Genomic DNA, 24,251 nt, shown 5'->3' with positions numbered 1-24,251 from the left:
GCGCCCCTGCGATAGCAGCGCTGCAGACGTTCCGCTAGTCTGGGCGGCAGACACCCGGAAACCCCCGATTCGATGTTTTCCTCCCCGCTGCTCCAGTCCCTGCGGCGCCTCTGGGCGCTGGACAAGTTCGCCTACAGCCTGCGGGTGTTCGTCGCCCTCAGCGGGGTCATGCTCGCGTGCTGGCTGCAGGGTCGGCCGGAGCTCGTGATCCCGCTGTTCCTCGGGGTCATCGCCAGTGCCCTGGCGGAAACCGACGACCACTGGCTGGGCCGCCTGCAGGCGCTGCTGGTGACCCTGGCCTGCTTCACCATCGCATCGCTGGCGGTGGAGCTGCTGTTCCCCTACCCACTCGTCTTCGTTGCCGGCCTTGCGCTGTCGACCTTCGCCATGACCCTGCTCGGCGCGCTGGGCGAGCGCTACGCGGCCATCGCGTCGGCAACGTTGATCCTGTCGATCTACACCATGATCGGCGTCGACCAGCGCGGCGGCACGCCCACCGACTTCTGGCGCGAGCCGGCGCTACTGGTGATCGGCGCCGGCTGGTACGGCCTGCTGTCGGTGCTGTGGAACGCGCTGTTCGCCAACCAGCCGGTACAGCAGAGCCTGGCGAAGCTGTTCCTCGAACTGGGCGAGTACCTGAAGATCAAGTCGAGCCTGCTCGAACCCCTGCGCCAGCTCGACGTGGAGGCCAAGCGCCTGGCCCTGGCGCGGCAGAACGGCCGGGTGGTGGTGGCGCTGAACCAGGCCAAGGAAACCATCCTCGCGCGCCTGTCCCATGGCCGACCGAGCCCGAAGATCAGCCGCTACCTGAAGCTCTACTTCATCGCCCAGGACGTCCACGAGCGCGCCAGCTCCTCGCACCATCCGTACAACCAGCTGGCCGAAGCCTTCTTCCACAGCGACGTGCTGTTCCGCTGCCAGCGCCTGCTCAACCAGCAGGGCAAGGCGTGCAAGGCGCTGGCCAAGGCCATCCAGCTACGCCAGCCATTCGACTACAACGACAGTGAGCTGGCCCTGGCCGACCTCAATGCCTCGCTCGAGTACCTGCGCCAGCAGGGTAATCCGGCCTGGCGCGGACTGCTGCGCTCCCTCGGCGCCCTGGCGGCCAACCTCACCACGCTGGACCGCAAGCTCAGCGGCGCGAGCAACCCGGACACGCTGGACGACGAGCAGGACAGCACTCTGCTGGACCGCTCGCCACACTCCCTGAAGGAGGCGCTGGAGCGCATCCGCCTGCAGGTCTCGCCCACCTCGCTGCTGTTCCGCCACGCCCTGCGCCTGTCCCTGGCGCTGGCCGCCGGTTACGGCGTGCTGCACCTGATCCACCCGACCCAGGGTTACTGGATCATGCTGACCACCGTGTTCGTCTGCCAGCCGAACTACGGCGCCACGCGCATCCGCCTGGTGCAGCGGATTCTCGGCACCCTGATCGGCCTGGTGGCCGGCTGGGCGCTGATCGACCTGTTCCCCAACCCACTGATCCAGTCGCTGCTGGCCGTGATCGCCGGGGTCGCCTTCTTCGCCAGCCGCAGCACGCGCTACACCCTCGCCACGGCGGCGATCACCCTGCTGGTGCTGTTCTGCTTCAACCAGGTGGGCGACGGCTACGGGCTGATCCTGCCGCGACTGATCGATACCCTGCTCGGCGCACTGATCGCCGGCGCCGCGGTGATGCTGGTCCTGCCCGACTGGCACGGCCGCAGCCTGCACCGGCTGGTGGGCGGCACCCTGGCCTGCAACAGCCGCTACCTGCGCGAGATCATGCAGCAGTACGCCAACGGCAAGCGCGACGACCTGGCCTACCGCACCGCCCGGCGCAACGCGCACAACGCCGACGCCACGCTCTCCACCACGCTGTCGAACATGCTGCTGGAGCCCGGCCACTTCCGGAAGGACGCGGAGATCGGCTTCCGCTTCCTGGTGCTCTCCCACACCCTGCTCAGCTACCTCTCCGCCCTCGGCGCGCACCGCGACCGCCTGCCCCCGGCGCCGAGCGACACGCTGATTAGCGAAGCCGCCGAACGCCTCACCGCCAGCCTCGATGACATCGCCGCGCGCCTAACTGAGCAGCGTCCGGTGGAAATCTACAGCGACGAGGAAGACGCGCTGGCCAAGCGCCTGGAAGAGCTGCCCGAGGACGAGGACGACGCGCATCGACTGGTGCAGACCCAGCTGGCGCTGATCTGCCGGCAGCTCACACCGCTGCGGACGCTGGCGGCGCACCTGCTGAAGAAGGAGATTGCCGCGGAGCAGGCCGAGACGGCCTGATCCTGTAGGAGCGAGCTTGCTCGCGAACCGCACAGCACCGCTGCCACCGGGAGAGTCTATTCGCGAGCAAGCTCGCTCCTGCAAAGAGCACCGTTCTGACACTCCCCACCCGTTACAACCCATGCTTCCGCATCAATGCGTCATAGCTGCCATCCGCGCGCATCGTGCGGATGGCCTCATTGAACGCCGCCACGATCTGCGCATGCTTCGGATTGCGCAGGCTGACCAGGATGTGCAGCCCCTTTTCCGCCAGCGGCACCGGCAGGAACTCCAACTGGTCCCTGATCGCCGTCAGCTCTCCGGCGAATTGATAGCGAGCGGTCACCTCGTCTTCCAGGGTGAGGTCCACCCGCCCGGCCTGCAGCATCATCGCGGCGTTGGCGAAACTGAGCACCTTCACCCGCTGCAACTGCGGGTCTCGGTCGAATTCGGGGGAATAGCTGTAGCCCCGCACCACGGCGATCCGGTAGGGATAGAGGTCGGCGAGATGAGCGAAGGTGATCGGCGAGCCCTGGCGCTTGATCAGGCGCACGCGATTGGTCAGGTAGGGTTCGGAGTATTCGCCGAAGGTCTCCCGGTCCGGGCTGTACCAGGCATCCACCACCAGGTCGTATTCGCCGCCGCGTACGCCATACAGCACGCGCGGCCAGGGCACTTCGACGTACTCGCTGGCATAGCCGGCGCGCTGCAGGGCCGCGCGTACAAGATGCACCGCCACGCCACCGCCCGGCAGGCGGATGTCGGCATAGGGTGGCCAGCGGTCCGCCGCCATGCGCAGTACCTCATCGGCACGCGGGGCGACACTGACCAGGCACAACAGCAACAACAGGAGGCGCAGCGGCATCGACTTACTCATTCGGAAAATGATCAGGCAAGACTAGCCGCAGCCCCCCACGACACGCCAACCCGATCAGAACAGCATCGCTGCGCGCAGGCTCATGCCTCCACCGGTCTCGGGGATCACCGCGAGGTTGTAGCGGTCGCGCTCGGGCTCTTCGAGGAACAGGTTGTAGGTGAAGTTGGCGAAGAAGTTGCCCACCGCCATGCCCACCAGCACATCGGTCGGATAGTGCTTGTCGCCCTCGACCCGCGCCAGCGCGGTCAGCCCGTCAAGCGTGTAGAGCCCGGCCTTGGCGGTGTAGCGCAGGGTCGGGTCCATCTCGATGTAGTCCAGGTTGCGCCGGGTGAAGCTGGTGTGCACGGCGGTGACCGCAGTGTGCTTGGACGGGAAGGAGTCGTCCGGAACGCCGTCGGGCCGCTCGCGCCCGGACCAGTCCTTGGCCTGCTCGACGAACCCGGTCACGGCGTAGCGGTCCGCCGTCAGCAGCGCCAGGTTGCGCCCGCGCCAGCTCCATTTTTCCTCGCTGTCCGCCTGTTTCGGCGCGGCAACCAGCGCGCTGACCACACTCGCCCCGGTGGCGAGGTTGAGCATGCGGTCGGCAGCCTGGTTGGCATCGTCACCGAAGACCCAGCCGTGATCGCTCGCCGAACGCTGCCACTTGTGATCCCAGTTGCCGGCGGCGATCACCGCCGCGCCGGCCACCGGCCCCCAGACATCCGGACTGACCACCGCGCGCTGCGCGGAATCACCCACGCGCGACCAACTCATCTGCGGCGCACCGGCACAACCGAGCAGGCCGGTGGTAACGGCCAGCGTCACGGCCGCAAGCAGGGTAGGTTTCATCGTTCCCCCAGGGCGCCCATGTCGTCCTGGCATGAGCGCGTCAATGCATGAGCCGGCAACTATAGACGCTGGCTATCTGAGGGACTTTGCCTTCAGTCAGGCTTGGTCGACTTGCCGCTCGACTCGAGCAGGCCCTTGAGCAACTCGATGGGCATGGGGAATACGATGGTGGAGTTCTTGTCACTGGCGATCGCACTCAGCGTCTGCATGTAGCGCAATTGCATGGCGCCGGACTGGCGGCTGAGCATCTCGGCGGCCTGCATCAGTTTCTCGGACGCCTGCAGCTCGCCCTCGGCGTGGATGACCTTGGCCCGCCGTTCGCGCTCCGCTTCGGCTTGGCGTGCAATGGCGCGGATCATCGATTCGTTGAGGTCGACGTGCTTGATCTCGACGTTGGCGACCTTGATGCCCCAGGCGTCGGTCTGCGCGTCGAGGACCTTCTGGATATCCATGTTGAGCCGCTCGCGCTCGGCCAGCATCTCGTCCAGCTCGTGCTTGCCCAGCACCGCGCGCAGGGTGGTCTGCGCCAGCTGGCTGGTAGCGGCGAGGAAGTTCTCCACCTGGATGATCGCCTTCTGCGGATCGAGCACGCGGAAGTACACCACGGCATTGACCTTCACCGAGACGTTGTCGCGGGAGATCACGTCCTGCGGCGGCACGTCGAGCACCACCGTGCGCAGGTCGACCCGGACCATCTGCTGCACCACCGGGATCACCAGCACCAGCCCCGGCCCTTTCACCTTCCAGAAACGACCCAGCTGGAATACCACCCCGCGCTCGTATTCGCGCAGGATCCGCAGCGCACTGAGCACCAGGAACAGCAGCAGGATCAGCGCCACCAAGAGCCCGAAGGGAAAGCCCATTACACACCTCCTGAATCGTCGTTGGCCGCCACTTCCAGGCTCAGGCCGTTACGCGCCATCACCCGTACCCGCTGGCCGTTGTGCAGCGGTCGGCTGGCGTGAACCTGCCACTGCTCGCCCTGCAGCAGCACCCAGCCGGCGCAGGGATCGTCGTCGGCCACCCACTGGATGGTCGCCAGGCTGCCCACCAAGCCCGCCGGACCACTGACCACGGCGCGACGCCGGGCCTTGAGCGCGACCCCGAGTACACCGGCGATGAACAGGGCACTGACGGTCGCCAGGGCGATCACCAGCGCCAGGGGAATGCCGAACCCCGGTGCATCAGTGTCGACCAGGATCAGCGCGCCGACCACAAAGGCGGCAATGCCGCCCAAGCCAAGGGCGCCGAAGCTGGGCATGAAGGCCTCGGCAACCATGAAGGCCAGGCCGAGCAGGATCAGCGCTGCGCCGGCATAACTCACCGGCAGCATCTGCAACGCGTACAGCCCCAGCAGCAGGCAGATCGCGCCCAGCACGCCGGGCAGGGTCATGCCGGGGTTGGCGAACTCGAAGATCAGCCCATAGATGCCGATCATCATCAGGATCAGCGCCACGCTGGGATCGGTAATCACCGCCAGCAGCCTGGTCCGCCAGTCAGCCTGACGCTCCACCAGCGCCGCGCCGGCCACCTGCAGGCGCAGGTCGCGGCCGTCGACGCTGACGCTGCGGCCGTCGATCATCGCCAGCAGCATCGGCACGTCCGGCGCCACCACATCCACCACTTTCTGCTTCAGCGCCTCATCCGCCGACAGGCTGACCGCCTCGCGCACCGCGCGTTCGGCCCAGTCCGCGTTGCGCCCGCGCAACTGCGCCAGGCCCCGGATGTAGGCCGATGCATCATTGATCTGCTTGCGTTCGAGGGTGCTGGCGTTGCTATCGGGCTTGTCGCCGGACTTGTCCGGCGAGCGGTCGGGATTGGGCATGCCGATCTGGATCGGCGTTGCCGCCCCCAGGTTGGTGCCCGGCGCCATCGCCGCAATGTGGCAGGCGTAGAGAATGTAGGTCCCGGCACTGGCGGCCCGCGCACCGCCAGGGGCGACGTAGCCCGCCACCGGCACCGGGCTGACCAGGATCGCCTTGACGATGCTGCGCATCGCGCTGTCCAGCCCGCCGGGGGTGTCCATGCGCAGCACCACCAGCGCCGCGCCCTCATCGGCAGCGCGACTGATGCCGCGCACCACATAGTCGGCGCTGGCCGGGCCGATGGCGCCGTCCAGGTCGAGCACCACTGCCGTCGGGGACGCCAGCGCTCCGCCTGCGCCAAGCAGCAGGAAACAGGCGAGTCGACGGAGCAGCCTCAGCATGGCGCCTCCTGGCCATAGCCGGCGGGCGTCGCGGCGGATGAATGGGCGACGCCCTCTTCTAAGCATAGCCCTCTGGACCAGGCCTCCCGCCAGAAACGAAAAACCCCGCCGAAGCGGGGTTTCTCGTGAGCCTATGCGAATCAGCCGTTGAAGACGTCGTCGACGGACTTCAGCGGGTAGTGCTTCGGATACGGCAGAGTGGCAACACCGGTCTCGATGGCGGCCTTGGCCACGGCGTCGGAGACGACGGTGATCAGGCGCTTGTCCATCGGCTTCGGAATGATGTACTCGCGGCCGAACTCCAGGGAGCTCACGCCATAGGCATCGCACACGTCCTTGGGTACCGGCTGCTTGGCCAGGTCACGCAGGGCCAGGGCGGCGGCGATCTTCATCTCTTCGTTGATACGGGTGGCGCGTACGTCCAGGGCACCGCGGAAGATGAAGGGGAAGCCCAGTACGTTGTTCACCTGGTTCGGGTAGTCCGAACGGCCGGTGGCCATGATCACGTCATTGCGGGTGGCGTGAGCCAGTTCCGGCTTGATTTCCGGGTCCGGGTTGGAGCAGGCGAAGACGATCGGGTTCGGTGCCATGCGAGCGAGGTCTTCCGCGCTCAGCAGGTTGGCGCCGGACAGGCCGACGAACACGTCAGCGCCTTGCAGGGCGTCGGACAGGGTGCGCTTGTCGGTCTCGGTGGCGAATACGGCCTTGTACTGGTTCAGGTCGTTGCGGCCAGCGTGGATCACGCCCTGGCGGTCGATCATGTAGATGTTCTCGACCTTGGCGCCCATGCTCACCAGCAGCTTCATGCAGGAGATGGCGGCAGCGCCGGCGCCCAGGCAGACGATCTTCGCGGACTCCAGCTTCTTGCCGGCAATTTCCAGGGCGTTGAGCATGCCGGCGGCGGTCACGATGGCGGTGCCGTGCTGGTCATCGTGGAACACCGGGATGTCGCACTGTTCGATCAGCGCGCGCTCGATCTCGAAGCACTCGGGCGCCTTGATGTCTTCCAGGTTGATGCCGCCGAAGGTGATGGAGATGCGCTTGACGGTATCGATGAAGGCCTGCGGGCTTTCGGCGTCGACTTCGATGTCGAACACGTCGACACCGGCGAAGCGCTTGAACAGCACGCCTTTGCCTTCCATGACCGGCTTGGAGGCCAGCGGGCCGAGGTTCCCCAGACCGAGGATGGCGGTGCCGTCGGAAATGACTGCGACCAGGTTGCCCTTGCCGGTGTACTTGAAGGCCAGTTCCGGATCGCGCGCGATTTCGCGGACCGGCTCTGCAACACCCGGGCTGTACGCCAGCGACAGGTCGCGGGCGGTGGAGGTCGGCTTGGTCAGCTCGACGCTCAGTTTACCGGGGCGGGGTTGGGCGTGATATTCGAGGGCAGCGGTCTTCAGATCAGACATTTGGGCACTTCCGCTTTTGTTACTTGTTGGACAGACGGGGGTCCGAGCATACGCAGAAAGCCCGCACCTGCCAAGGTAGCCCAAGCCCCTGCTGTCAAGACCTCTAGCGTACGACCTTCAGCCAATCGCCAGGTTTTGGCTGACCGATTGGATACAAGTCATTCAATAAACGTATACGACTTATCGAGTCAGATTCCAGGCCCGGACCCGCTTTCGCAAACTCCTCGACAGTCTGCCCGGATTTGACCTGAACGACGGCGATCCGGCGCGGTTGCGCAAGCTTCTTCTCGTCCGCACGCATCGGCCGGAAGCTGCGGATCACCTGCATGAACTGGTCATCCACGCTCTCCAGGGAGGCGCGGCCTTTCACCGCACCCACGAACAGGTAGGCGCGGTCCTTCTGGTAGATCACCGCGACGCGACGCGCGGGCGAACCGGGCACTACGCCGGTAGCGACGTCCAGACCGGCCTGCTGGAAGCTCTCCTCGCCCGCCAGGCGGCCGCCGGTTCCCTTGCGCAGGAACTCCGCCGGCGTCAGCTGGCCATCACGCTGCACCAGCTTCATGCCGATGTAGGCCTGCTGGTCGGCGGTGAAGCCCACCAGGGCGGTCGGCTGGTTGAGGATGCTCCAGCCCGTCGGGTAGGTCAGGGTGAAGTCCAGCTCCGAATGGTAGAAGCTCTGCCCACGACGGACGCCGCTGGAGGCCGAGTCGCCGAACGGCATGCCGTCGATGGCCTTCAGGTAACGCTCGACGTCGACCTCGAGCTGGCCGCCGGCGGCCAGCGCCTGGGCCGGGCCGATCACCTGTTTGAGGCGCTCGTCGTTGTCGGGGTGGGTATCGAACAGGCCGTGGTAGCCCACCGGCTGGACCGCCTGCCCCTTGCGCGCGGCTTCGTCACGGGCGAAGTCTTCCTGGTTCTTCAGCACCCGCACCACCTGGATCATCGCGGTGGGGTCGTAGCCAGCGCGGGCCAGGTACTTGGCGCCCAAGCCATCGGCCTCCAGCTCCATATCGCGGCCGTAACCCCGCACGAAGGCGGTGCCGAGTACGTTGGTGAGGTCAGCCGCGGCGCCGACGCCGGTGCCGATGGCCACGGCCTGGCCGAGGACGTTCCAGGCGCTGGACTGGCTCTGTTGGCGCACGCTGTGGCGGGCGGTGACATGGCCGACTTCGTGGCCGAGCACGGCAGCCAGCTCCGCTTCAGAGCCCAGGTAGGCCATCAGGCCGCGATGGATGTAGATGTAGCCGCCGGGCAAGGCAAAGGCGTTGATGTCCGGGGTATCGATGACAGTGAAATGGTATTGCAGGTTGGGCCGGTCGCCGGCACGGGCGACCCGTTCGCCGACCTGCTGCACGTATGCCTGCAGCTTCTCGTCCTCGTAGCGCGGGTACTGCTTGAGGATCTCCTGGCTGTACTTCTGCCCCAGACTTAGCTCTTCCTGCTCGCTCATCGTCACGAAGTCAGTCTTGCCGGTGGCCGGGTTGACCGCGCAGCCGGCCAGGACGCTGATCAACGCCAGCAGGGCCAGAATTCCGAACGAGCGTAAGCTCATGGCAATACCTCCATCATCGCCGGATCGGTCAAAGGCAGCATCCAGCGTGCCTGTCCGGGTTTAATTGCGTCGCGCTCGGCCCGGTCGATCACCCAGCCTCGCGCCTCCACCTGTCGACCGCGCAGGTCACGCAGGGTTACATCATTGAAGTTCTTCAGCAGTCGCGGATCGATGCGCAGCACCAGCGGGCCATCGAGATCGATCCACAGGCCTCCGCCGTTACGTTGCACCTGTTCGACGCGCCCGCGAACCACGGCAAAGCCACTTTCCTGAAGCTGTTTCGCGGTTTGAACCGGCGCACGCTTCCACAATCCCAACCCGGCAATGCGCGCCTCGCGCTCGGCGGACTGCTGGCAGGCGGTGAGATCGGTGTTCGGGGCAATAGCTACAAGGTAGCCCAGGCCTTCGGCAAGCAGGCGGGATTCGAGGTTGTTGCCGCGCGAATCATAGGCATGGGCCAGGGTGCGGCCGTACTTGTCCTTGCCCTGGCGGCCGATGACCAGGCCGAGCTCGCCGTCATTGGTCGCCACCAGCGCCTGCAACCGTCGCTGCGCAGCGACGGCGAAGGGCTCTTCCGGACGGCCGCGATGTGCCAGCTCCGGGGCGTTCACGCCGATCAGACGCACGCTGCGACCATCGGCGAGCTTCAAGGTGTCGCCGTCCACGACCCGCGCCACGCGCACCGTTTCAGGCGACTCAGGCTTAGGGCAGGCAGCGGCAGCCACATCCGCCACAAAACAGACGGCCATAAAAAAGGCGCCCACAAGGGACGCCTTTTTCGAGATACCGTGAAAAACCATCGAGGGCCTTTCCCGGAAATCGATCTTACTTCTTGCCACCGAACATGGCGAAACGCTGGTTGAAGCGATCGATACGGCCGCCGGTGTCGACGACTTTCTGCTTACCGGTGTAGAACGGGTGGCACTCGGAGCAGACGTCCAGGTGGATGCTCTTGCACAGGGTCGAACGGGTTTTGATCACGTTGCCGCAGCTGCAGGTAGCTTCGATTTCTTCGTAAGCGGGATGGATTTCCGGTTTCATGATGTCTTCTCTCTGGTTGGTGTGCCGCCACCCAGTCTCTGTCAGAAGCCGAGCCACGGTCTTCAAGGACCGCAGGCGGGATCTTTACCGGGCACCGCACAAATTAAGGGCGTGGATCATACCAGAGCTGTTTTTCCACGCAAGTCAAGCCTCGACCGATGGTCACCGGGTGCTAAGATCGCCGCTCCCCGCCGCTCCGGAATCCGCCGCGTGCCCTCACCCTCCATTCTACGCCTCGCCCTGCCCTCGCCGCTGCGCCGCCTGTTCGACTACCTGCCGCCACGCGGGGTCGACATATCGCGCCTGCAACCGGGCGTGCGGCTGCGCGTGCCGTTCGGCCGCCGCGAGATGGTCGGCGTGCTGGTGGACAAGGTCGAGACCTCCGAGGTCCCGGCGGACAAGCTGCGCCCGGCCCTGGCCGTGCTCGACCGCGAGCCGCCGATGCCGGCTCACCTGCTGGAGCTGTGCCGCTGGACCGCGCAGTACTACCAGCACAGCCTGGGCGACACCTTCTCCTGGGCGCTGCCGAACCTGCTGCGCCAGGGTGACCCCGCCGAGGCACGCCAGCAGCGCTTTTGGCACGCCGAGCCCGGCGCCCGCGAGGACGACGTGCGCCTGGCCCGCGCACCACGCCAGCGCGAGACACTGAAGATCCTCAAGCAGCACCCCCATGGCGTCGCCCACGACCTGCTCAGCCAGTTGCAGATCAACAAGGACAGCCTCGACCTGCTGCAGGAGAAAGGCCTGGTCTCATTGGAAGTCCGCACCCTCAGCGTGCCGGCGCACCACGGCCCGTGGCTGGCGCAGGCGGAACTGCCGCTGAACGCCGAGCAACGCGCCGCCTTCGAGTCGGTACGCGCCGGCTTCGGCAGCTTCCACAGTTTCCTTCTGGCCGGCGTCACCGGCAGCGGCAAGACCGAGGTCTACCTGCAGCTGATCCGCGAAACCCTGGAGGCCGGCAAGCAGGCGCTGGTGCTGATCCCCGAGATCAACCTCGGCCCGCAGACCCTCTCCCGCTTCGAGCGCCGCTTCAACGCGCGCATCGCCCTGCTGCATTCGGCGCTGACCGACCGCGAGCGCCTCGACGCCTGGCTGGCCGCCCGCGACGGCGAGGCGGACATCGTCATCGGCACCCGCTCGGCGCTGTTCACCCCGCTGATGAATCCGGGGCTGATCATCATCGACGAGGAACACGACGCTTCCTATAAACAGCAGGAAGGCCTGCGCTACCACGCCCGCGACCTGGCGATGGTGCGCGCGCGGCTGGAGAACGTGCCGATCCTGCTCGGCTCGGCCACCCCCGCGCTGGAAAGCCTGCACAACGCCCAGAGCGGCCGCTACGGTCTGCTGCGCCTGACCCAGCGCGCCGGCGGCGCGCACCAGCCGAAGTTCCAGCGCCTGGACGTGAAGAGCCTGCCGCTGGATTCGGGCATCTCCATGCCGCTGCAGCGTTCGATCAAGGAAACCCTGGCCGCTGGCCAGCAGGTACTGGTCTACCTGAACCGCCGCGGCTTCGCCCCGACCCTGCTGTGCCACGACTGCGGCTGGATCAGCCAGTGCCCGCGCTGCGACGCGCGGATGACCGTGCACCAGGGCAGCGGCGAGCTGCGCTGCCACCACTGCGATCACCGCGAACGGCCGCCGCGCAACTGCCCGAAATGCGGCACGGTCGACCTGCGCCCGGTCGGCGCCGGCACCGAGCGCGCCGAGGAGCGCCTGCGCATCCTCTTCCCGGACTACCCGGTGCTGCGCATCGACCGCGACAGCACCTCGCGCAAGCACGCCATGCGCGACCTGTTCGCCACCATCAACAAGGGTGAGCCGTGCATCCTGGTGGGCACCCAGATGCTCGCCAAGGGGCACCACTTTCCGCGCGTCACCCTGGTGGCGATCCTCGATGCCGACGGCGGGCTGTTCTCCGCCGACTTCCGCGCCAGCGAGCGCATGGCCCAGCAGATCGTCCAGGTCGCCGGCCGCGCCGGACGGGCCGAGGAGCCCGGCCGCGTGCTGATCCAGACCCACCTGGCCGACCACCCACTGCTGGTACAGCTCACCGAGCAGGGTTACTTCGCCTTCGCCGACCAGGCCCTGGCCGAACGCCGCGCCGCCGGCCTGCCGCCCTTCGCCCACCTCGCGCTGCTGCGCGCCGAAGCGCACAAGCCGGGGCAGGCCGAAGCCTTCCTCGACGAAGCCTGCGCCGAGGCCGAACGCCTGCAGGCTGGGCTGGGCAGCGACGTAGAACTGCTTGGCCCGGTGCCGGCTCCCATGGAGCGCCGCGCCGGTCGTTTCCGCGCCCAGCTGCTGCTGATGAGCAGCGCACGCGCACCGATGCACCGCCTGCTCACACCCTGGCTGCAAGTGCTCGAAGGCATGCCCAGTGGCCGGCAGGTGCGCTGGTCGCTGGATGTGGACCCGATTGATCTGTTCTGACAGATGATCCGCCCAGATAAAACCGTCTGGGCTTGCGCATCCGTCCTACATTGACTTCCATCATCCGCGGGCTCTGCCACAACGGTGAGACTGACAAGGAGCGCGCCGCGGTTGGCAAGCCATGCCCGGCCACGGATAATGCGCGGTTCTGAGCCCGATAAACCGGTCGCGCGCGCCGGATGCACGCGAGCACGGAGAAAACGATGAAAGACACGATTCGCCACCTGATCCAGCAAGCCCTTGTCAGCCTCACCGAAGACGGCACCCTGCCGGCCGGCCTGACGCCCGACATCCAGGTGGAGAACACCAAGGACCGAACCCACGGGGACTTCGCCAGCAACATCGCCATGATGCTGGCCAAGCCCGCCGGCATGAAGCCGCGCGACCTGGCCACCAAGCTGGTCGAGGCGCTGCCGCAGAGCCCGGAAGTGGCCAAGGTCGAGATCGCCGGCCCCGGCTTCCTGAACTTCTTCCAGGACCAGGCCTGGCTCGCCGCCAGCCTCGACAAGGCCCTGGCCGACGGCCACATCGGCGTGCGCAAGGCCGGAGCCGCGCAGCGCGTGGTGGTGGACCTGTCCTCGCCGAACCTGGCGAAGGAAATGCACGTCGGCCACCTGCGCTCGACCATCATCGGTGACGCCGTCAGCCGCGTACTCGAATTCCTCGGCGACACGGTGATCCGCCAGAACCACGTGGGCGACTGGGGCACCCAGTTCGGCATGCTGCTGGCCTACCTGGAAGAACAACCGGTGGACGCCCAGGCCGAGCTGCACGACCTGGAAGTCTTCTACCGCGCCGCCAAGAAGCGCTTCGACGAATCCCCCGAGTTCGCCGACCGCGCCCGTGAGCTGGTGGTGAAGCTGCAGGCCGGCGATCCCAAGTGCCTGGCCCTGTGGTCCCGCTTCAACGACATCTCCCTGTCCCACTGCCAGAAGGTCTACGACCTGCTGGGCGTGAAACTGACCATGGCCGACGTGAAGGGCGAGAGCGCCTACAACGATGACCTCGCCCAGGTGGTCGCCGACCTCACCGCCAAGGGCCTGCTGGTCGAGAGCGACGGCGCCCTGTGCGTATTCCTCGACGAGTTCAAGAACGCCGAAGGCGAGCCGCTGCCGGTGATCGTGCAGAAGGCCGGCGGTGGCTACCTCTACGCCACCACTGACCTCGCCGCCATGCGCTACCGCCACAAGGCGCTGCACGCCGATCGCGTGCTGTACTTCGTCGACCAGCGCCAGGCCCTGCACTTCCAGCAGGTGTTCGAAGTGGCCCGCCGCGCCGGTTTCGTCCCGGCCGGCATGGAGCTGGAGCACATGGGCTTCGGCACCATGAACGGCGCCGACGGCAAGCCGTTCAAGACCCGCGACGGCGGCACCGTGAAGCTGATCGACCTGCTGATCGAAGCCGAGGAGCGCGCCTACACCCTGGTCAAAGGCCTTAACGAGAAGCGCATCGAGAAAGGCGAAACGCCCTTCGACGAGGAAGAATTGCGCCGCATCGGCCACGTGGTGGGCATCGACTCGGTCAAGTACGCCGACCTGTCCAAGCACCGCACCAGTGACTACAGCTTCAACTTCGAGCTGATGCTGAGCTTCGAGGGCAACACCGCCCCCTACCTGCTCTATGCCTACACCCGTGTGGCCGGCGTATTCCGCAAGCTGGGCAAGGGTTACGACGAGGTTGGCGGCAAGATCGTCCTGCAGCAGCCCCAGGAAATTGCCCTGGCGGCGCAGCTGGCGCAGTTCGCCGATGTGCTCAACAACGTCGCCGTGAAGGGGGTCCCGCACATCCTCTGCGCCTACCTGTACGAGCTGGCCGGCCTGTTCTCCAGCTTCTACGAGCACTGCCCGATCCTCACCGCCGAAGACCCGGCGCAACAGGAAAGCCGCCTGCGCCTTGCCGCGCTGACCGGCCGTACCCTCAAGCAGGGCCTGGAGTTGCTGGGCCTGGAAACCCTGGAGCGCATGTAAGCACCCATGGCGAAGAAGAAACCCGCTCCCAAGCGCGGCGCCAGCCGCTACCAGGCCCCGGCCAAGAAGAGTTCGGTCCCCGGCTGGGCCTGGCTGGTCGCCGGCCTGGCCATCGGCGGCTTCATCATGTTCCTGATGAAGCTGGAGCCGGGTCGCAACGACGTCAAACGCGAGAAGCCCGAGGCGCCCAAGACCGTGGTCGGCTCCAACAAGCCGTCGGGCACCGTGCAGCAGCAACCCAGCGCTCCGACCGGGGTGAAGCCCAAGTACGACTTCTACACCTTGCTGCCGGGTTCGGAAGTCGCCGTGCCGCCGGAAGCCGTGCCTCCGCCGGCCAAGCCTGCGCAACCGCAGCAGCCGCCGACCGTGGTCGCCACCAAGGAAGAAGCGGAAAAAATCGACACCCAGCGCGCGCTGACCGCCCTCAGCGGCCAGACTCCGCCTCCGCCCGCGGTGGTCAAGCCAGCCACTACTCCGGCAACCCCGGCTACCGCAGCCGCCGCCAACCAGGTAGCGACGGCGCAGAAGCAGGCGCAGCCGCAGACCCCGGCTGGCCAGACGGCACCGGCCAAGCCCACGCCGCCGCCGGCAGTGGCCGCCGCCCAGTACTACCTGCAGGCCGGCTCGTTCCGCAAACAGACCGACGCCGACCACCTGCGCGCGCAGATCATCATGATGGGCCAGAACGCTCGCGTGGAGTCCGGCACCGTGCGCGACGAAACCTGGTACCGGGTGATGGTCGGCCCCTATGGCGACCGCACCAAGGCCTCGGCCGCGCAGAAGCAACTGGCCGGCAACGGCTTCAGCAATCTGCTGTTACAGCAGCGCCAGACCCGCTGATCCCCAGTCTCTCCAGCAAGATCAGGCCCTGCGCCGACGGGTGGTGTGCGAAAAGCACCTTCACCGATCGGCGCAGGACTTGAACCCCGCCTTCGTAGTCCCCATCTGACTCTGCATTCGGGCACATCGCCCCGCAGTGTGGAGTAAGACCCTTGACCACCATCGTATCTGTCCGCCGTAACGGCAAAGTCGTCATGGGCGGCGACGGCCAGGTTTCCCTGGGCAACACCGTGATGAAAGGCAACGCGAAGAAAGTCCGCCGCCTGTACCACGGTGAAGTGCTGGCCGGCTTCGCCGGCGCCACCGCCGATGCCTTCACCCTTTTCGAACGCTTCGAGCAGCAGCTTGAAAAGCATCAAGGACACCTGGTGCGTGCCGCCGTCGAACTGGCCAAGGACTGGCGTACCGACCGCTCCCTTAGCCGACTGGAAGCCATGCTCGCCGTGGCCAACAAGGACGCCTCCCTGATCATCACCGGCAACGGTGACGTGGTCGAACCCGAGCTTGGCCTGATCGCCATGGGCTCCGGTGGCGGCTTCGCCCAGGCAGCGGCCATGGCCCTGCTGCAGAAAGGCACCGACGACATGAGCGCCCGCGAGATCGCCGAAACCGCGTTGAACATCGCCGGTTCCATCTGCGTATTCACCAACCAGAATCTGACCATCGAGGAGCTCGACAGCGCCATCTAAGAATCCTGTTCATGATCTAGCGAGCTAGAGCAGAACAAGGCGGAAAGGGATGAAGGAGCGGAGTTTGCATTTGCAAATGAGCATCCTGAATCCTTTTCCAACGCAGTTCTGCCGACGCGCAGCTGATCAGGAATGGATTATTGGCCTGTCGTTCCGGAGTAAATCATCAAATGTCCATGACTCCCCGCGAGATCGTCCACGAGCTCAACCGTCACATCATCGGCCAGGACGACGCCAAGCGCGCCGTGGCCATCGCCCTGCGCAACCGCTGGCGGCGCATGCAGCTGCCCGCCGAACTGCGCGCCGAGGTGACGCCGAAGAACATCCTGATGATCGGCCCGACCGGCGTCGGCAAGACCGAGATCGCCCGTCGTCTGGCCAAGCTGGCCAACGCGCCCTTCCTCAAGGTGGAAGCGACCAAGTTCACCGAGGTCGGCTACGTCGGCCGTGACGTCGAGTCGATCATCCGCGACCTCGCCGATGCCGCGATCAAGATGCTCCGCGAGCAGGAAGTACAGAAGGTGAAGTACCGCGCCGAAGACGCCGCCGAAGAGCGCATCCTCGACGCCCTGCTGCCGCCGGCGCGCTCCGGCGGGTTCGGCGACGAGCCGCCGCGCGAGGACTCCAACACCCGCCAGCTGTTCCGCAAGCGCCTGCGTGAAGGCCAGCTGGACGACAAGGAAATCGACGTCGAGGTGGCCGACATTCCGGCAGGCGTGGAAATCATGGCCCCGCCCGGCATGGAAGAGATGACCAACCAGCTGCAGAGCCTGTTCTCCAACATGGGCAAGGGCAAGCGCAAGACCCGCAAGCTGAAGGTCGCCGAGGCCATGAAGCTGATCCGCGACGAGGAAGCGCAGCGCCTGGTCAATGAAGAGGACCTCAAGGCCCGCGCCCTGGAGGCCGTGGAGCAGAACGGCATCGTCTTCATCGACGAGATCGACAAGATCGCCAAGCGCGGCAACGTGGGCGGCGCCGACGTCTCCCGCGAGGGCGTGCAGCGCGACCTGCTGCCACTGATCGAAGGCTGCACGGTGAACACCAAGCTGGGCATGGTGAAGACCGACCACATCCTGTTCATCGCCTCGGGCGCCTTCCACCTCTCCAAGCCGAGCGACCTGGTGCCGGAACTGCAGGGCCGCCTGCCGATCCGCGTCGAGCTGAAAGCCCTGACCCCGAGCGACTTCGAGCGCATCCTCCAGGAGCCACACGCTTCGCTGACCGAACAGTACACCGCGCTGCTCAACACCGAGGGCCTGGGCATCGAGTTCGCCGCCGACGGCATCAAGCGCCTGGCGGAGATCGCCTACCAGGTCAACGAGAAGACCGAGAACATCGGCGCCCGTCGCCTGCACACCCTGCTCGAACGCCTGCTGGAAGAGGTGTCCTTCGACGCCGCCGACCTGGCCAGCGAGCACAGCGACAAGCCGATCGTGATCGACGCGGCCTACGTCAACGGCCACCTGGGCGAACTGGCCCAGGACGAAGACCTGTCCCGCTACATCCTGTAAGCAATCCGCATCGCTGCGACGGGGCGCCTCAGGGCGCCCCGCTCGTTTTCCGCCGGCGCTACAATGCCGGAGTCCCCGTTCAGGAGCCGTCCATGCGCATCCCCTCCGCCATCAAGCTGCACAAGGCCTCGAAGAAGCTTTCGCTGACCTATGGGGAGCAGTCCTACGACCTCTCCGCCGAGTTCCTGCGTGTGCACTCCCCTTCGGCGGAGGTGCAGGGCCACGGCAATCCGGTGCTGCAATACGGCAAGCTCAATGTTGGCCTGTCCGGGCTGGAGCCGGCCGGCCAGTACGCGCTGAAGCTGACCTTCGACGACGGCCACGACAGCGGCCTGTTCACCTGGGACTACCTGTACGAGTTGTGCACCCGCCAGGACGAAATGTGGGCGGATTACCTGGCGCAACTGGAGAAGGCCGGTAAGTCGCGCGATCCGTCGGAGTCGGTGGTCAAGCTGATGCTGTAAGGCATGTCTTACCTGTAGGAGCGAGCTTGCTCGCGAACCGCCCAACACCGGTGTCGCCAGGAAAATCTGTTCGCGAGCAAGGACTAGGCGCCCCTCGGTCCTACGAAGAGCAGTTCAGCCGCATGAGACTCAAGCCGTAGGGCGAATAACGCGCAGCGTTATCCGCCGTGATGGGTATCGCTTCGCTCCACGCCATCCTACGGCCCCACTCGAGCCCCTAGAAGTAATTCGAAACCTCCCCTCACTCCCCTCTGCGCACAAACCTTCGTCGGGGAATCACTTCGGGGCACGCCATTTGCAACATTCGCCGTGCAGACTGGCTCTCGCGTGGTTGCCGTGGACGAGTTCGGAAGATCCCCCCTCTCTAGGGCGCGTTTTCTAACTTTTCCCGACATACTCCTAGGAGAAGGCCCACGCTGCACCAGCTTGCGCGGTGAAGGAAACTCGGGTAACCAAGACAGTGCAATGCACCGCACTTGAGGTTCCTGACTTCCAGTGACGCCGCCAAGTGATGAACCGCGTGGAGTTTTCTCCACGTTCCGCCAATCCGAGCAGTACTTGGCCGCGTCACTCCAGTTGAGCCTCGCCAGTATTCGTCTCAGGACAATGGAGCGTCGCCGATGACCCAGAAGAAAAACAACGATCTGCCTCAGCAAGCCGCGGAAAATACACTCAACCTCAATCCGGTGATCGGCATTCGTGGCAAGGACCTGCTCACGTCTGCCCGCATGGTGCTGCTGCAGGCACTCAAGCAGCCTATCCACAGTGCCAAGCACGTGACCCACTTCGGCCTAGAGCTGAAGAACGTGCTGCTCGGCAAGTCCGAACTCAAGCCCTCCGACGACGACCGCCGCTTCAACGATCCGGCCTGGAGCCAGAACCCGCTCTACCGCCGCTACCTGCAGACCTACCTGGCCTGGCGCACGGAGCTGCATTCGTGGATCGGCGACAGCGACCTGTCGGCGCAGGACATCAGCCGCGGCCAGTTCGTCATCAACCTGATGACCGAAGCCATGGCGCCGACCAACACGCTGTCCAACCCGGCGGCGGTCAAACGCTTCTTCGAGACCGGCGGCAAGAGCCTGCTCGACGGCCTCACCCACCTGGCCAAGGACCTGGTGAACAACGGCGGCATGCCCAGCCAGGTGAACATGAAAGCCTTCGAGGTCGGCAAGAACCTGGCCCTGACCGAAGGCGCAGTGGTGTTCCGCAACGACGTGCTGGAGCTGATCCAGTACAAGCCGATCACCGAGAACGTGCATGAGCGCCCGCTGCTGGTAGTGCCGCCGCAGATCAACAAGTTCTACGTCTTCGACCTGTCACCGGAGAAGAGCCTGGCGCGCTTCTGCCTGCGCAACAGCGTGCAGACCTTCATCGTCAGCTGGCGCAACCCGACCAAGGCGCAGCGCGAGTGGGGCCTGACCACCTACATCGAGGCGCTCAAGGAGGCCATCGATGTCATTCTGGAGATTACCGGCAGCAAGGACCTGAACATGCTGGGCGCCTGCTCCGGGGGCATCACCACCGTGACGCTGCTGGGTCACTATGCCGCCCTGGGCGAGAGCAAGGTGCACGCCTTCACCCAGATGGTCAGCGTGCTCGACTTCGAGATGAACACCCAGATCGCCCTGTTCGCCGACGAGAAGACCCTGGAGACCGCCAAGCGCCGCTCGTACCAGTCCGGCGTGCTCGAAGGCAAGGACATGGCCAAGGTGTTCGCCTGGATGCGTCCCAACGACCTGATCTGGAATTACTGGGTCAACAACTACCTGCTGGGCAACGAGCCGCCAGCCTTTGACATCCTGTTCTGGAACAACGACACCACACGCCTGCCGGCCGCGCTGCACGGCGAGCTGGTGGAGATGTTCAAGACCAACCCGCTGACCCGTTCCGGTGCGCTGGAAGTGGCCGGTACGCCGATCGACCTCAAGCAGATCACCTGCGATTTCTACTGCGTGGCCGGCCTGTCCGACCACATCACGCCCTGGGAAGCCTGCTACCGCTCCGCGCGACTGCTGGGTGGGAAATGTGAATTCATCCTGTCCAACAGCGGGCACATCCAGAGCATCCTCAACCCGCCGGGCAACCCCAAGGCGCGCTTCATGACCGGACCGGAGCTGTCCGCCGATCCCAAGACCTGGCAGGAAAACGCCAGCAAGCATGCCGACTCCTGGTGGCTGCACTGGCAGAACTGGCTGGCCGAGCGCTCGGGCAAGACCCGCAAGGCGCCCACCGCGCTGGGCAACAAGGCCCACCCGGCCGCCGAAGCCGCCCCTGGAACCTACGTACACGAGCGATGAAGACAGAACCTGTGCCACCCGTCGACGCCGTCATGGACGACGCCTTCCAGCAACCGCCAGCGGCCACCGAGGTGGTCGCCGCGCCGCGGCGAACCAAGGCCCGGCGCAGTAGTCCGGAAGTGTCACCAAGCAAGGCGCCGGCCGCCCAGCCCTTCGAGTTCCGCACCATCGAGCTCGACGGGCAGACCATCCGCACCGCCGTGAGACCGGGCAAGGAACACATGACGCCGCTGCTGATCTTCAATGGCATCGGCGCCAACCTTGAGCTGGTATTCCCCTTCGTCGCCGCGCTGGACCCGGACCTGGAGGTGATCGCCTTCGACGTCCCCGGCGTCGGCGGCTCGTCCACACCCAGCACGCCGTATCGCTTCCCTGGCCTGGCCAAGCTGGCCGCGCGGATGCTCGACTACCTGGACTACGGCCAGGTGACCGCCATCGGCGTGTCCTGGGGCGGCGCGCTGGCGCAGCAGTTCGCCCATGACTACCCGGAGCGCTGCAAGAAGCTGATCCTGGCCGCCACCGCCGCCGGCGCGGTGATGGTGCCGGGCAAGCCCAAGGTGCTCTGGCGCATGGCCAGTCCGCGTCGCTACATCCAGCCGTCCTACGGCGTGCACATCGCGCCGGACATCTACGGCGGTGCCTTCCGCCGCGACCCCAAGCTGGCCATGGCGTTCGCCAGCAAGGTGCGCTCCTCGGGCAAGATGGGCTACTACTGGCAGCTGTTCGCCGGCCTGGGCTGGACCAGCATCCATTGGCTGCACAAGATCCGCCAGCCAACGCTGATCCTGGCCGGCGACGACGACCCGATCATCCCGCTGATCAACATGCGCATGCTCGCCTGGCGCATCCCCAACGCGGAGCTGCACGTGATCGACGACGGCCACCTGTTCCTGGTGACCCGCGCCGAAACCGTGGCGCCGATCATCATGAAGTTCCTCCAGGAGGAGCGGCAGCGCGCGGTCATCCACCCGCGGCCATTTACGCCAAAGGCCGGTTGAATATCACAGCTTCGTAATAGTACGAGGGCATCCTGCCTTGACCATTCGCTTCGCAGTTACTAACAACAAACAGGCGTGTTCGCGGGTATCGACACGTAGCGCCTGATTCGGGACAGCAGACTCCCGCCGCCCCAAAAGGTGGCCGGACTGCTGCCTGACTGCTGATCCGCTGCCCTGTTTTCGGGCAGTTTTCCTCTCGCGTCGATACCCGTGCACCTCCTTGAACCGGCGGCAGCCGCCTGCGGAAGGGTCTTCCCGACTTCCGGTACAGGCCTTGCTTCGCCACTGCCAGGTTGGCCCCTTACGGAGTGCTGTTCATGCGAGAGAAAGCCGAGTCAGGTAGCGTCCCTGTTCCCACCGAGTTCATGAATGCGCGGAGCGCCATCGTCGGCCTGCGCGGCAAGGACCTGCTGTCCACCCTGCGCATGGTCGCCGTGCAGGGGGTCCGCCAGCCGGTCCACTCGGCGCGCCACCTGGCGGCATTCGGCAAGCAGATCGGCCGGGTGCTGATCGGCGACTCGCCATTGCAGCCCAACCCGCAGGACGCGCGCTTCCAGGACCCGTCCTGGCGCCTCAACCCGATCTACCGGCGCACCGTGCAGGCCTATCTGGCCTGGCAGAAGCAACTGCTGGCCTGGGTCGATGAAAGCAACCTGAGCGACGACGACCGCGCCCGTGCGCGCTTCCTCCTGTCGATCCTGTCCGACGCGGCCTCGCCGTCGAACACCCTGCTCAACCCGCTGGCGGTGAAGGAGCTGTTCAACACCGGCGGCCAGAGCCTGCTCAAGGGCGTGCAGCACCTGCTCGACGACCTGATGCACAACGGTGGCATGCCCAGCCAGGTGAACCGCAGCGCCTTCGAGATCGGCCACAACCTGGCCACCACGCACGGCGCGGTGGTGTTCCGCAACGAGGTGCTGGAGCTGATCCAGTACAAGCCGATGGGCGAGCACCTGCATGCCAAGCCGTTGCTGATCGTCCCGCCGCAGATCAACAAGTTCTACATCTTCGACCTGACGCAGGAGAAGAGCTTCGTCCAGTACGCCCTGAAGAACAATCTGCAGGTGTTCATGGTCAGTTGGCGCAACCCGGATGCACGCCATCGGGAGTGGGGTCTGTCGACCTACGTCAACGCGCTGGACGAGGCCATCGAGGTTTGCCGTTCGGTCAGCGGCAGCCGCAGCGTCAACCTGATGGGCGCCTGTTCGGGCGGTCTGACCATCGCCGCACTGCAGGGGCATCTGCAGGCGCGCCGACAACTACGCAAGATCGCCAGCGCCACCTACCTGGTGAGCCTGCTCGACAGCCAGGTGGAAACCCCCGCCGCGCTGTTCGCCGACGAGCAGACCCTGGAGAGCAGCAAGCGTCGCTCCTACCAGCACGGCGTACTGGACGGCCGCGACATGGCCAAGATATTCGCCTGGATGCGCCCCAACGACCTGATCTGGAACTACTGGGTCAACAACTACCTGTTGGGCAAGGAGCCGCCGGCCTTCGACATCCTCTACTGGAACAACGATAACACCCGCCTGCCGGCCGCGCTGCACGGCGACTTCCTCGACTTCTTCAAGCACAACCCGCTGGCCAGGGCGGGGGCGATGGAGGTGAACGGCACCGCCATCGACCTGAAGAAGGTCGCGGTGGACAACTTCCACGTCGCCGGCATCACCGACCACATCACTCCCTGGGATTCGGTGTATCGCTCGGCCCTGCTGCTGGGCGGCGAGAGCCGCTTCATCCTCTCCAACAGCGGGCATATCCAGAGCATCCTCAACCCGCCGGGCAACCCCAAGGCCTGCTACTTCGACAACGCCAAGCTCAGCTCCGACCCACGCGCCTGGTACTACGACACCCAGCGCCACGAAGGCAGCTGGTGGCCGCTGTGGCTGGAGTGGATCCAGCAACGCTCCGGCGAGCGCCGCCCGGTGAGCTTCGAGCTGGGCAATGCCGAGTACCCGGAAAAGGAGGCGGCGCCAGGCACCTACGTGCACGTGCGTTGAGTGCCGCAACCCGTTGCGGGTTGTTCGCTCCACGCTCGCCGCTTGCACCGTTCTGCTTTGCTCTTCGTAGGAGCGAGCTTGCTCACGAACCGCTTGATGCCATGTGCTCTCGGCTCGACGAGGTTCGCGAGCAAGCTCGCTCCTACACAAACCCCCAAAAAGATTGAAACCGTCCGATTGGCAGCCCCTCACCCCTGAGGCTATCGTCGGCCCCACTGCGGCCAGAACCAGAACACGGATGAAAACGCGCGACCGAATCCTCGAGTGCGCTCTGCTGCTGTTCAATGAGCGGGGCGAACCGAACGTCTCCACCCTGGAGATCGCCACCGAGCTGGGCATCAGTCCCGGCAACCTCTACTACCACTTCCACGGCAAGGAACCGCTGGTGCTGGCGCTGTTCGAGCGCTTCCAGGATGAGCTCGCGCCACTGCTCGACCCGCCGGAAGACGTGCGCCTGGGCGCCGAGGATTACTGGCTGTTCCTGCACCTGATCGTCGAGCGACTGGCGCACTACCGCTTCCTGTTCCAGGACCTCTCCAACCTCGCCGGACGCCTGGGCAAGCTGGCGCGCGGCATGCGCAGCTGGCTCAACGGCCTCAAGCGCACCCTGGCGACCCTGCTGGCGCAGCTCAAGGCGCGTGGCGAGCTGAGCAGCGATACCGAATCCCTTGGCCAGCTGGTCGAACAGATCACCCTGACCCTGCTGTTCTCCCTCGACTACCAGCGCATCCTCGGCCACCCGGGCGATGTGCGCCATGTGGTCTACCAGGTGATGATGCTGGTGGCTCCGCACCTGCGCGAAGACTCTCGGCAGATCGCCGAACGCCTGGCCGAGCGTTACCTGAGCCGCTGAAATGAAAACGCCCGGCGCGAGGCCGGGCGTGGGTAC

At 65.8% G+C, this 24,251-nt stretch carries 19 protein-coding genes; 11 read left to right on the top strand and 8 right to left on the bottom strand.

Annotation, left to right across the window (positions count from 1 at the left end):
• Window positions 1-72: 72 nt before the first annotated feature.
• The gene (gene yccS, locus GA645_RS02345) at window positions 73-2,268 is read left to right on the top strand and encodes a YccS family putative transporter (protein ID WP_152219608.1); all 2,196 of its coding nucleotides are present in this window, start codon (window positions 73-75) and stop codon (window positions 2,266-2,268) included.
• 112 nt (window positions 2,269-2,380) lie between these two features.
• Here the strand turns inward: yccS and GA645_RS02340 are convergent, their stop codons facing one another.
• The 8 genes from GA645_RS02340 to rpmE form a co-directional block, all read right to left on the bottom strand.
• A complete protein-coding gene (locus tag GA645_RS02340; protein WP_152219606.1) occupies window positions 2,381-3,112 on the bottom strand; it encodes an ABC transporter substrate-binding protein in 732 nt (243 codons plus the stop codon).
• A gap of 66 nt (window positions 3,113-3,178) precedes the next feature.
• The gene (locus tag GA645_RS02335; protein WP_256676049.1) at window positions 3,179-3,952 is read right to left on the bottom strand and encodes a phosphatase PAP2 family protein; all 774 of its coding nucleotides are present in this window, start codon (window positions 3,950-3,952) and stop codon (window positions 3,179-3,181) included.
• A 92-nt stretch (window positions 3,953-4,044) separates the two neighbouring features.
• Window positions 4,045-4,815, bottom strand: coding sequence for a slipin family protein (locus GA645_RS02330; RefSeq protein WP_152219604.1), 771 nt, complete (start codon window positions 4,813-4,815; stop codon window positions 4,045-4,047).
• Window positions 4,815-6,158, bottom strand: a complete 1,344-nt coding sequence (locus GA645_RS02325) for a nodulation protein NfeD (protein ID WP_152219602.1) — start codon at window positions 6,156-6,158, stop codon at window positions 4,815-4,817. Before GA645_RS02325 ends, GA645_RS02330 begins: the two co-directional genes overlap by 1 nt.
• Window positions 6,159-6,298: 140 nt before the next feature.
• Window positions 6,299-7,567 (bottom strand): malic enzyme-like NAD(P)-binding protein, encoded by a 1,269-nt coding sequence (locus GA645_RS02320; RefSeq protein WP_152219600.1) that lies wholly within the window; start codon window positions 7,565-7,567, stop codon window positions 6,299-6,301.
• 103 nt (window positions 7,568-7,670) lie between these two features.
• The gene (locus GA645_RS02315) at window positions 7,671-9,122 is read right to left on the bottom strand and encodes a M48 family metalloprotease (RefSeq protein ID WP_152219599.1); all 1,452 of its coding nucleotides are present in this window, start codon (window positions 9,120-9,122) and stop codon (window positions 7,671-7,673) included.
• Window positions 9,119-9,922, bottom strand: a complete 804-nt coding sequence (locus tag GA645_RS02310) for a thermonuclease family protein (protein ID WP_152219597.1) — start codon at window positions 9,920-9,922, stop codon at window positions 9,119-9,121. The genes GA645_RS02315 and GA645_RS02310 overlap by 4 nt, the downstream gene beginning before the upstream one ends.
• 25 nt (window positions 9,923-9,947) lie before the next feature.
• Window positions 9,948-10,163 (bottom strand): 50S ribosomal protein L31, encoded by a 216-nt coding sequence (gene rpmE, locus GA645_RS02305; RefSeq protein WP_090264577.1) that lies wholly within the window; start codon window positions 10,161-10,163, stop codon window positions 9,948-9,950.
• A 210-nt stretch (window positions 10,164-10,373) separates the two neighbouring features.
• On the opposite strand from rpmE, the gene GA645_RS02300 reads away from it, so the two are divergent.
• The 10 genes from GA645_RS02300 to GA645_RS02255 all read left to right on the top strand — a co-directional run bounded on the left by GA645_RS02300 (window position 10,374) and on the right by GA645_RS02255 (window position 24,215).
• Window positions 10,374-12,593, top strand: a complete 2,220-nt coding sequence (locus tag GA645_RS02300; protein WP_152219595.1) for a primosomal protein N' — start codon at window positions 10,374-10,376, stop codon at window positions 12,591-12,593.
• Between the two features lie 203 nt (window positions 12,594-12,796).
• Entirely contained in the window at window positions 12,797-14,560 is a 1,764-nt protein-coding gene (gene argS, locus GA645_RS02295; protein ID WP_152219593.1) for an arginine--tRNA ligase, read from the top strand.
• Between the two features lie 6 nt (window positions 14,561-14,566).
• Window positions 14,567-15,400 (top strand): SPOR domain-containing protein, encoded by an 834-nt coding sequence (locus tag GA645_RS02290; RefSeq protein ID WP_152219591.1) that lies wholly within the window; start codon window positions 14,567-14,569, stop codon window positions 15,398-15,400.
• 152 nt (window positions 15,401-15,552) lie between these two features.
• Window positions 15,553-16,089, top strand: a complete 537-nt coding sequence (gene hslV, locus GA645_RS02285) for an ATP-dependent protease subunit HslV (protein WP_152219589.1) — start codon at window positions 15,553-15,555, stop codon at window positions 16,087-16,089.
• A 170-nt stretch (window positions 16,090-16,259) separates the two neighbouring features.
• Window positions 16,260-17,600 carry an ATP-dependent protease ATPase subunit HslU gene (gene hslU, locus GA645_RS02280; protein WP_152219587.1) on the top strand — a complete coding sequence of 447 codons (1,341 nt, stop codon included), beginning with the start codon at window positions 16,260-16,262 and terminating at the stop codon, window positions 17,598-17,600.
• A gap of 92 nt (window positions 17,601-17,692) precedes the next feature.
• Window positions 17,693-18,064 carry a gamma-butyrobetaine hydroxylase-like domain-containing protein gene (locus GA645_RS02275; RefSeq protein ID WP_152219585.1) on the top strand — a complete coding sequence of 124 codons (372 nt, stop codon included), beginning with the start codon at window positions 17,693-17,695 and terminating at the stop codon, window positions 18,062-18,064.
• Window positions 18,065-18,684: 620 nt separating this feature from the next.
• Window positions 18,685-20,364, top strand: coding sequence for a class II poly(R)-hydroxyalkanoic acid synthase (gene phaC, locus GA645_RS02270; protein WP_152219583.1), 1,680 nt, complete (start codon window positions 18,685-18,687; stop codon window positions 20,362-20,364).
• Window positions 20,361-21,362: a poly(3-hydroxyalkanoate) depolymerase gene (phaZ, locus tag GA645_RS02265; RefSeq protein ID WP_256676048.1), complete on the top strand. Its 1,002-nt coding sequence runs from the start codon at window positions 20,361-20,363 to the stop codon at window positions 21,360-21,362. Before phaC (GA645_RS02270) ends, phaZ begins: the two co-directional genes overlap by 4 nt.
• Before the next feature lie 317 nt (window positions 21,363-21,679).
• Entirely contained in the window at window positions 21,680-23,362 is a 1,683-nt protein-coding gene (phaC, locus tag GA645_RS02260; protein ID WP_152219581.1) for a class II poly(R)-hydroxyalkanoic acid synthase, read from the top strand.
• A gap of 238 nt (window positions 23,363-23,600) precedes the next feature.
• Entirely contained in the window at window positions 23,601-24,215 is a 615-nt protein-coding gene (locus GA645_RS02255; protein WP_152219579.1) for a TetR/AcrR family transcriptional regulator, read from the top strand.
• The last annotated feature ends 36 nt before the right edge of the window (window positions 24,216-24,251 follow it).

This window comes from Pseudomonas sp. SCB32, assembly GCF_009189165.1.
GTDB lineage: Bacteria > Pseudomonadota > Gammaproteobacteria > Pseudomonadales > Pseudomonadaceae > Pseudomonas.
The sequence above is the reverse complement of the archived record's forward strand: the minus strand, read 5'-3'. Positions and strand labels throughout refer to the sequence as shown.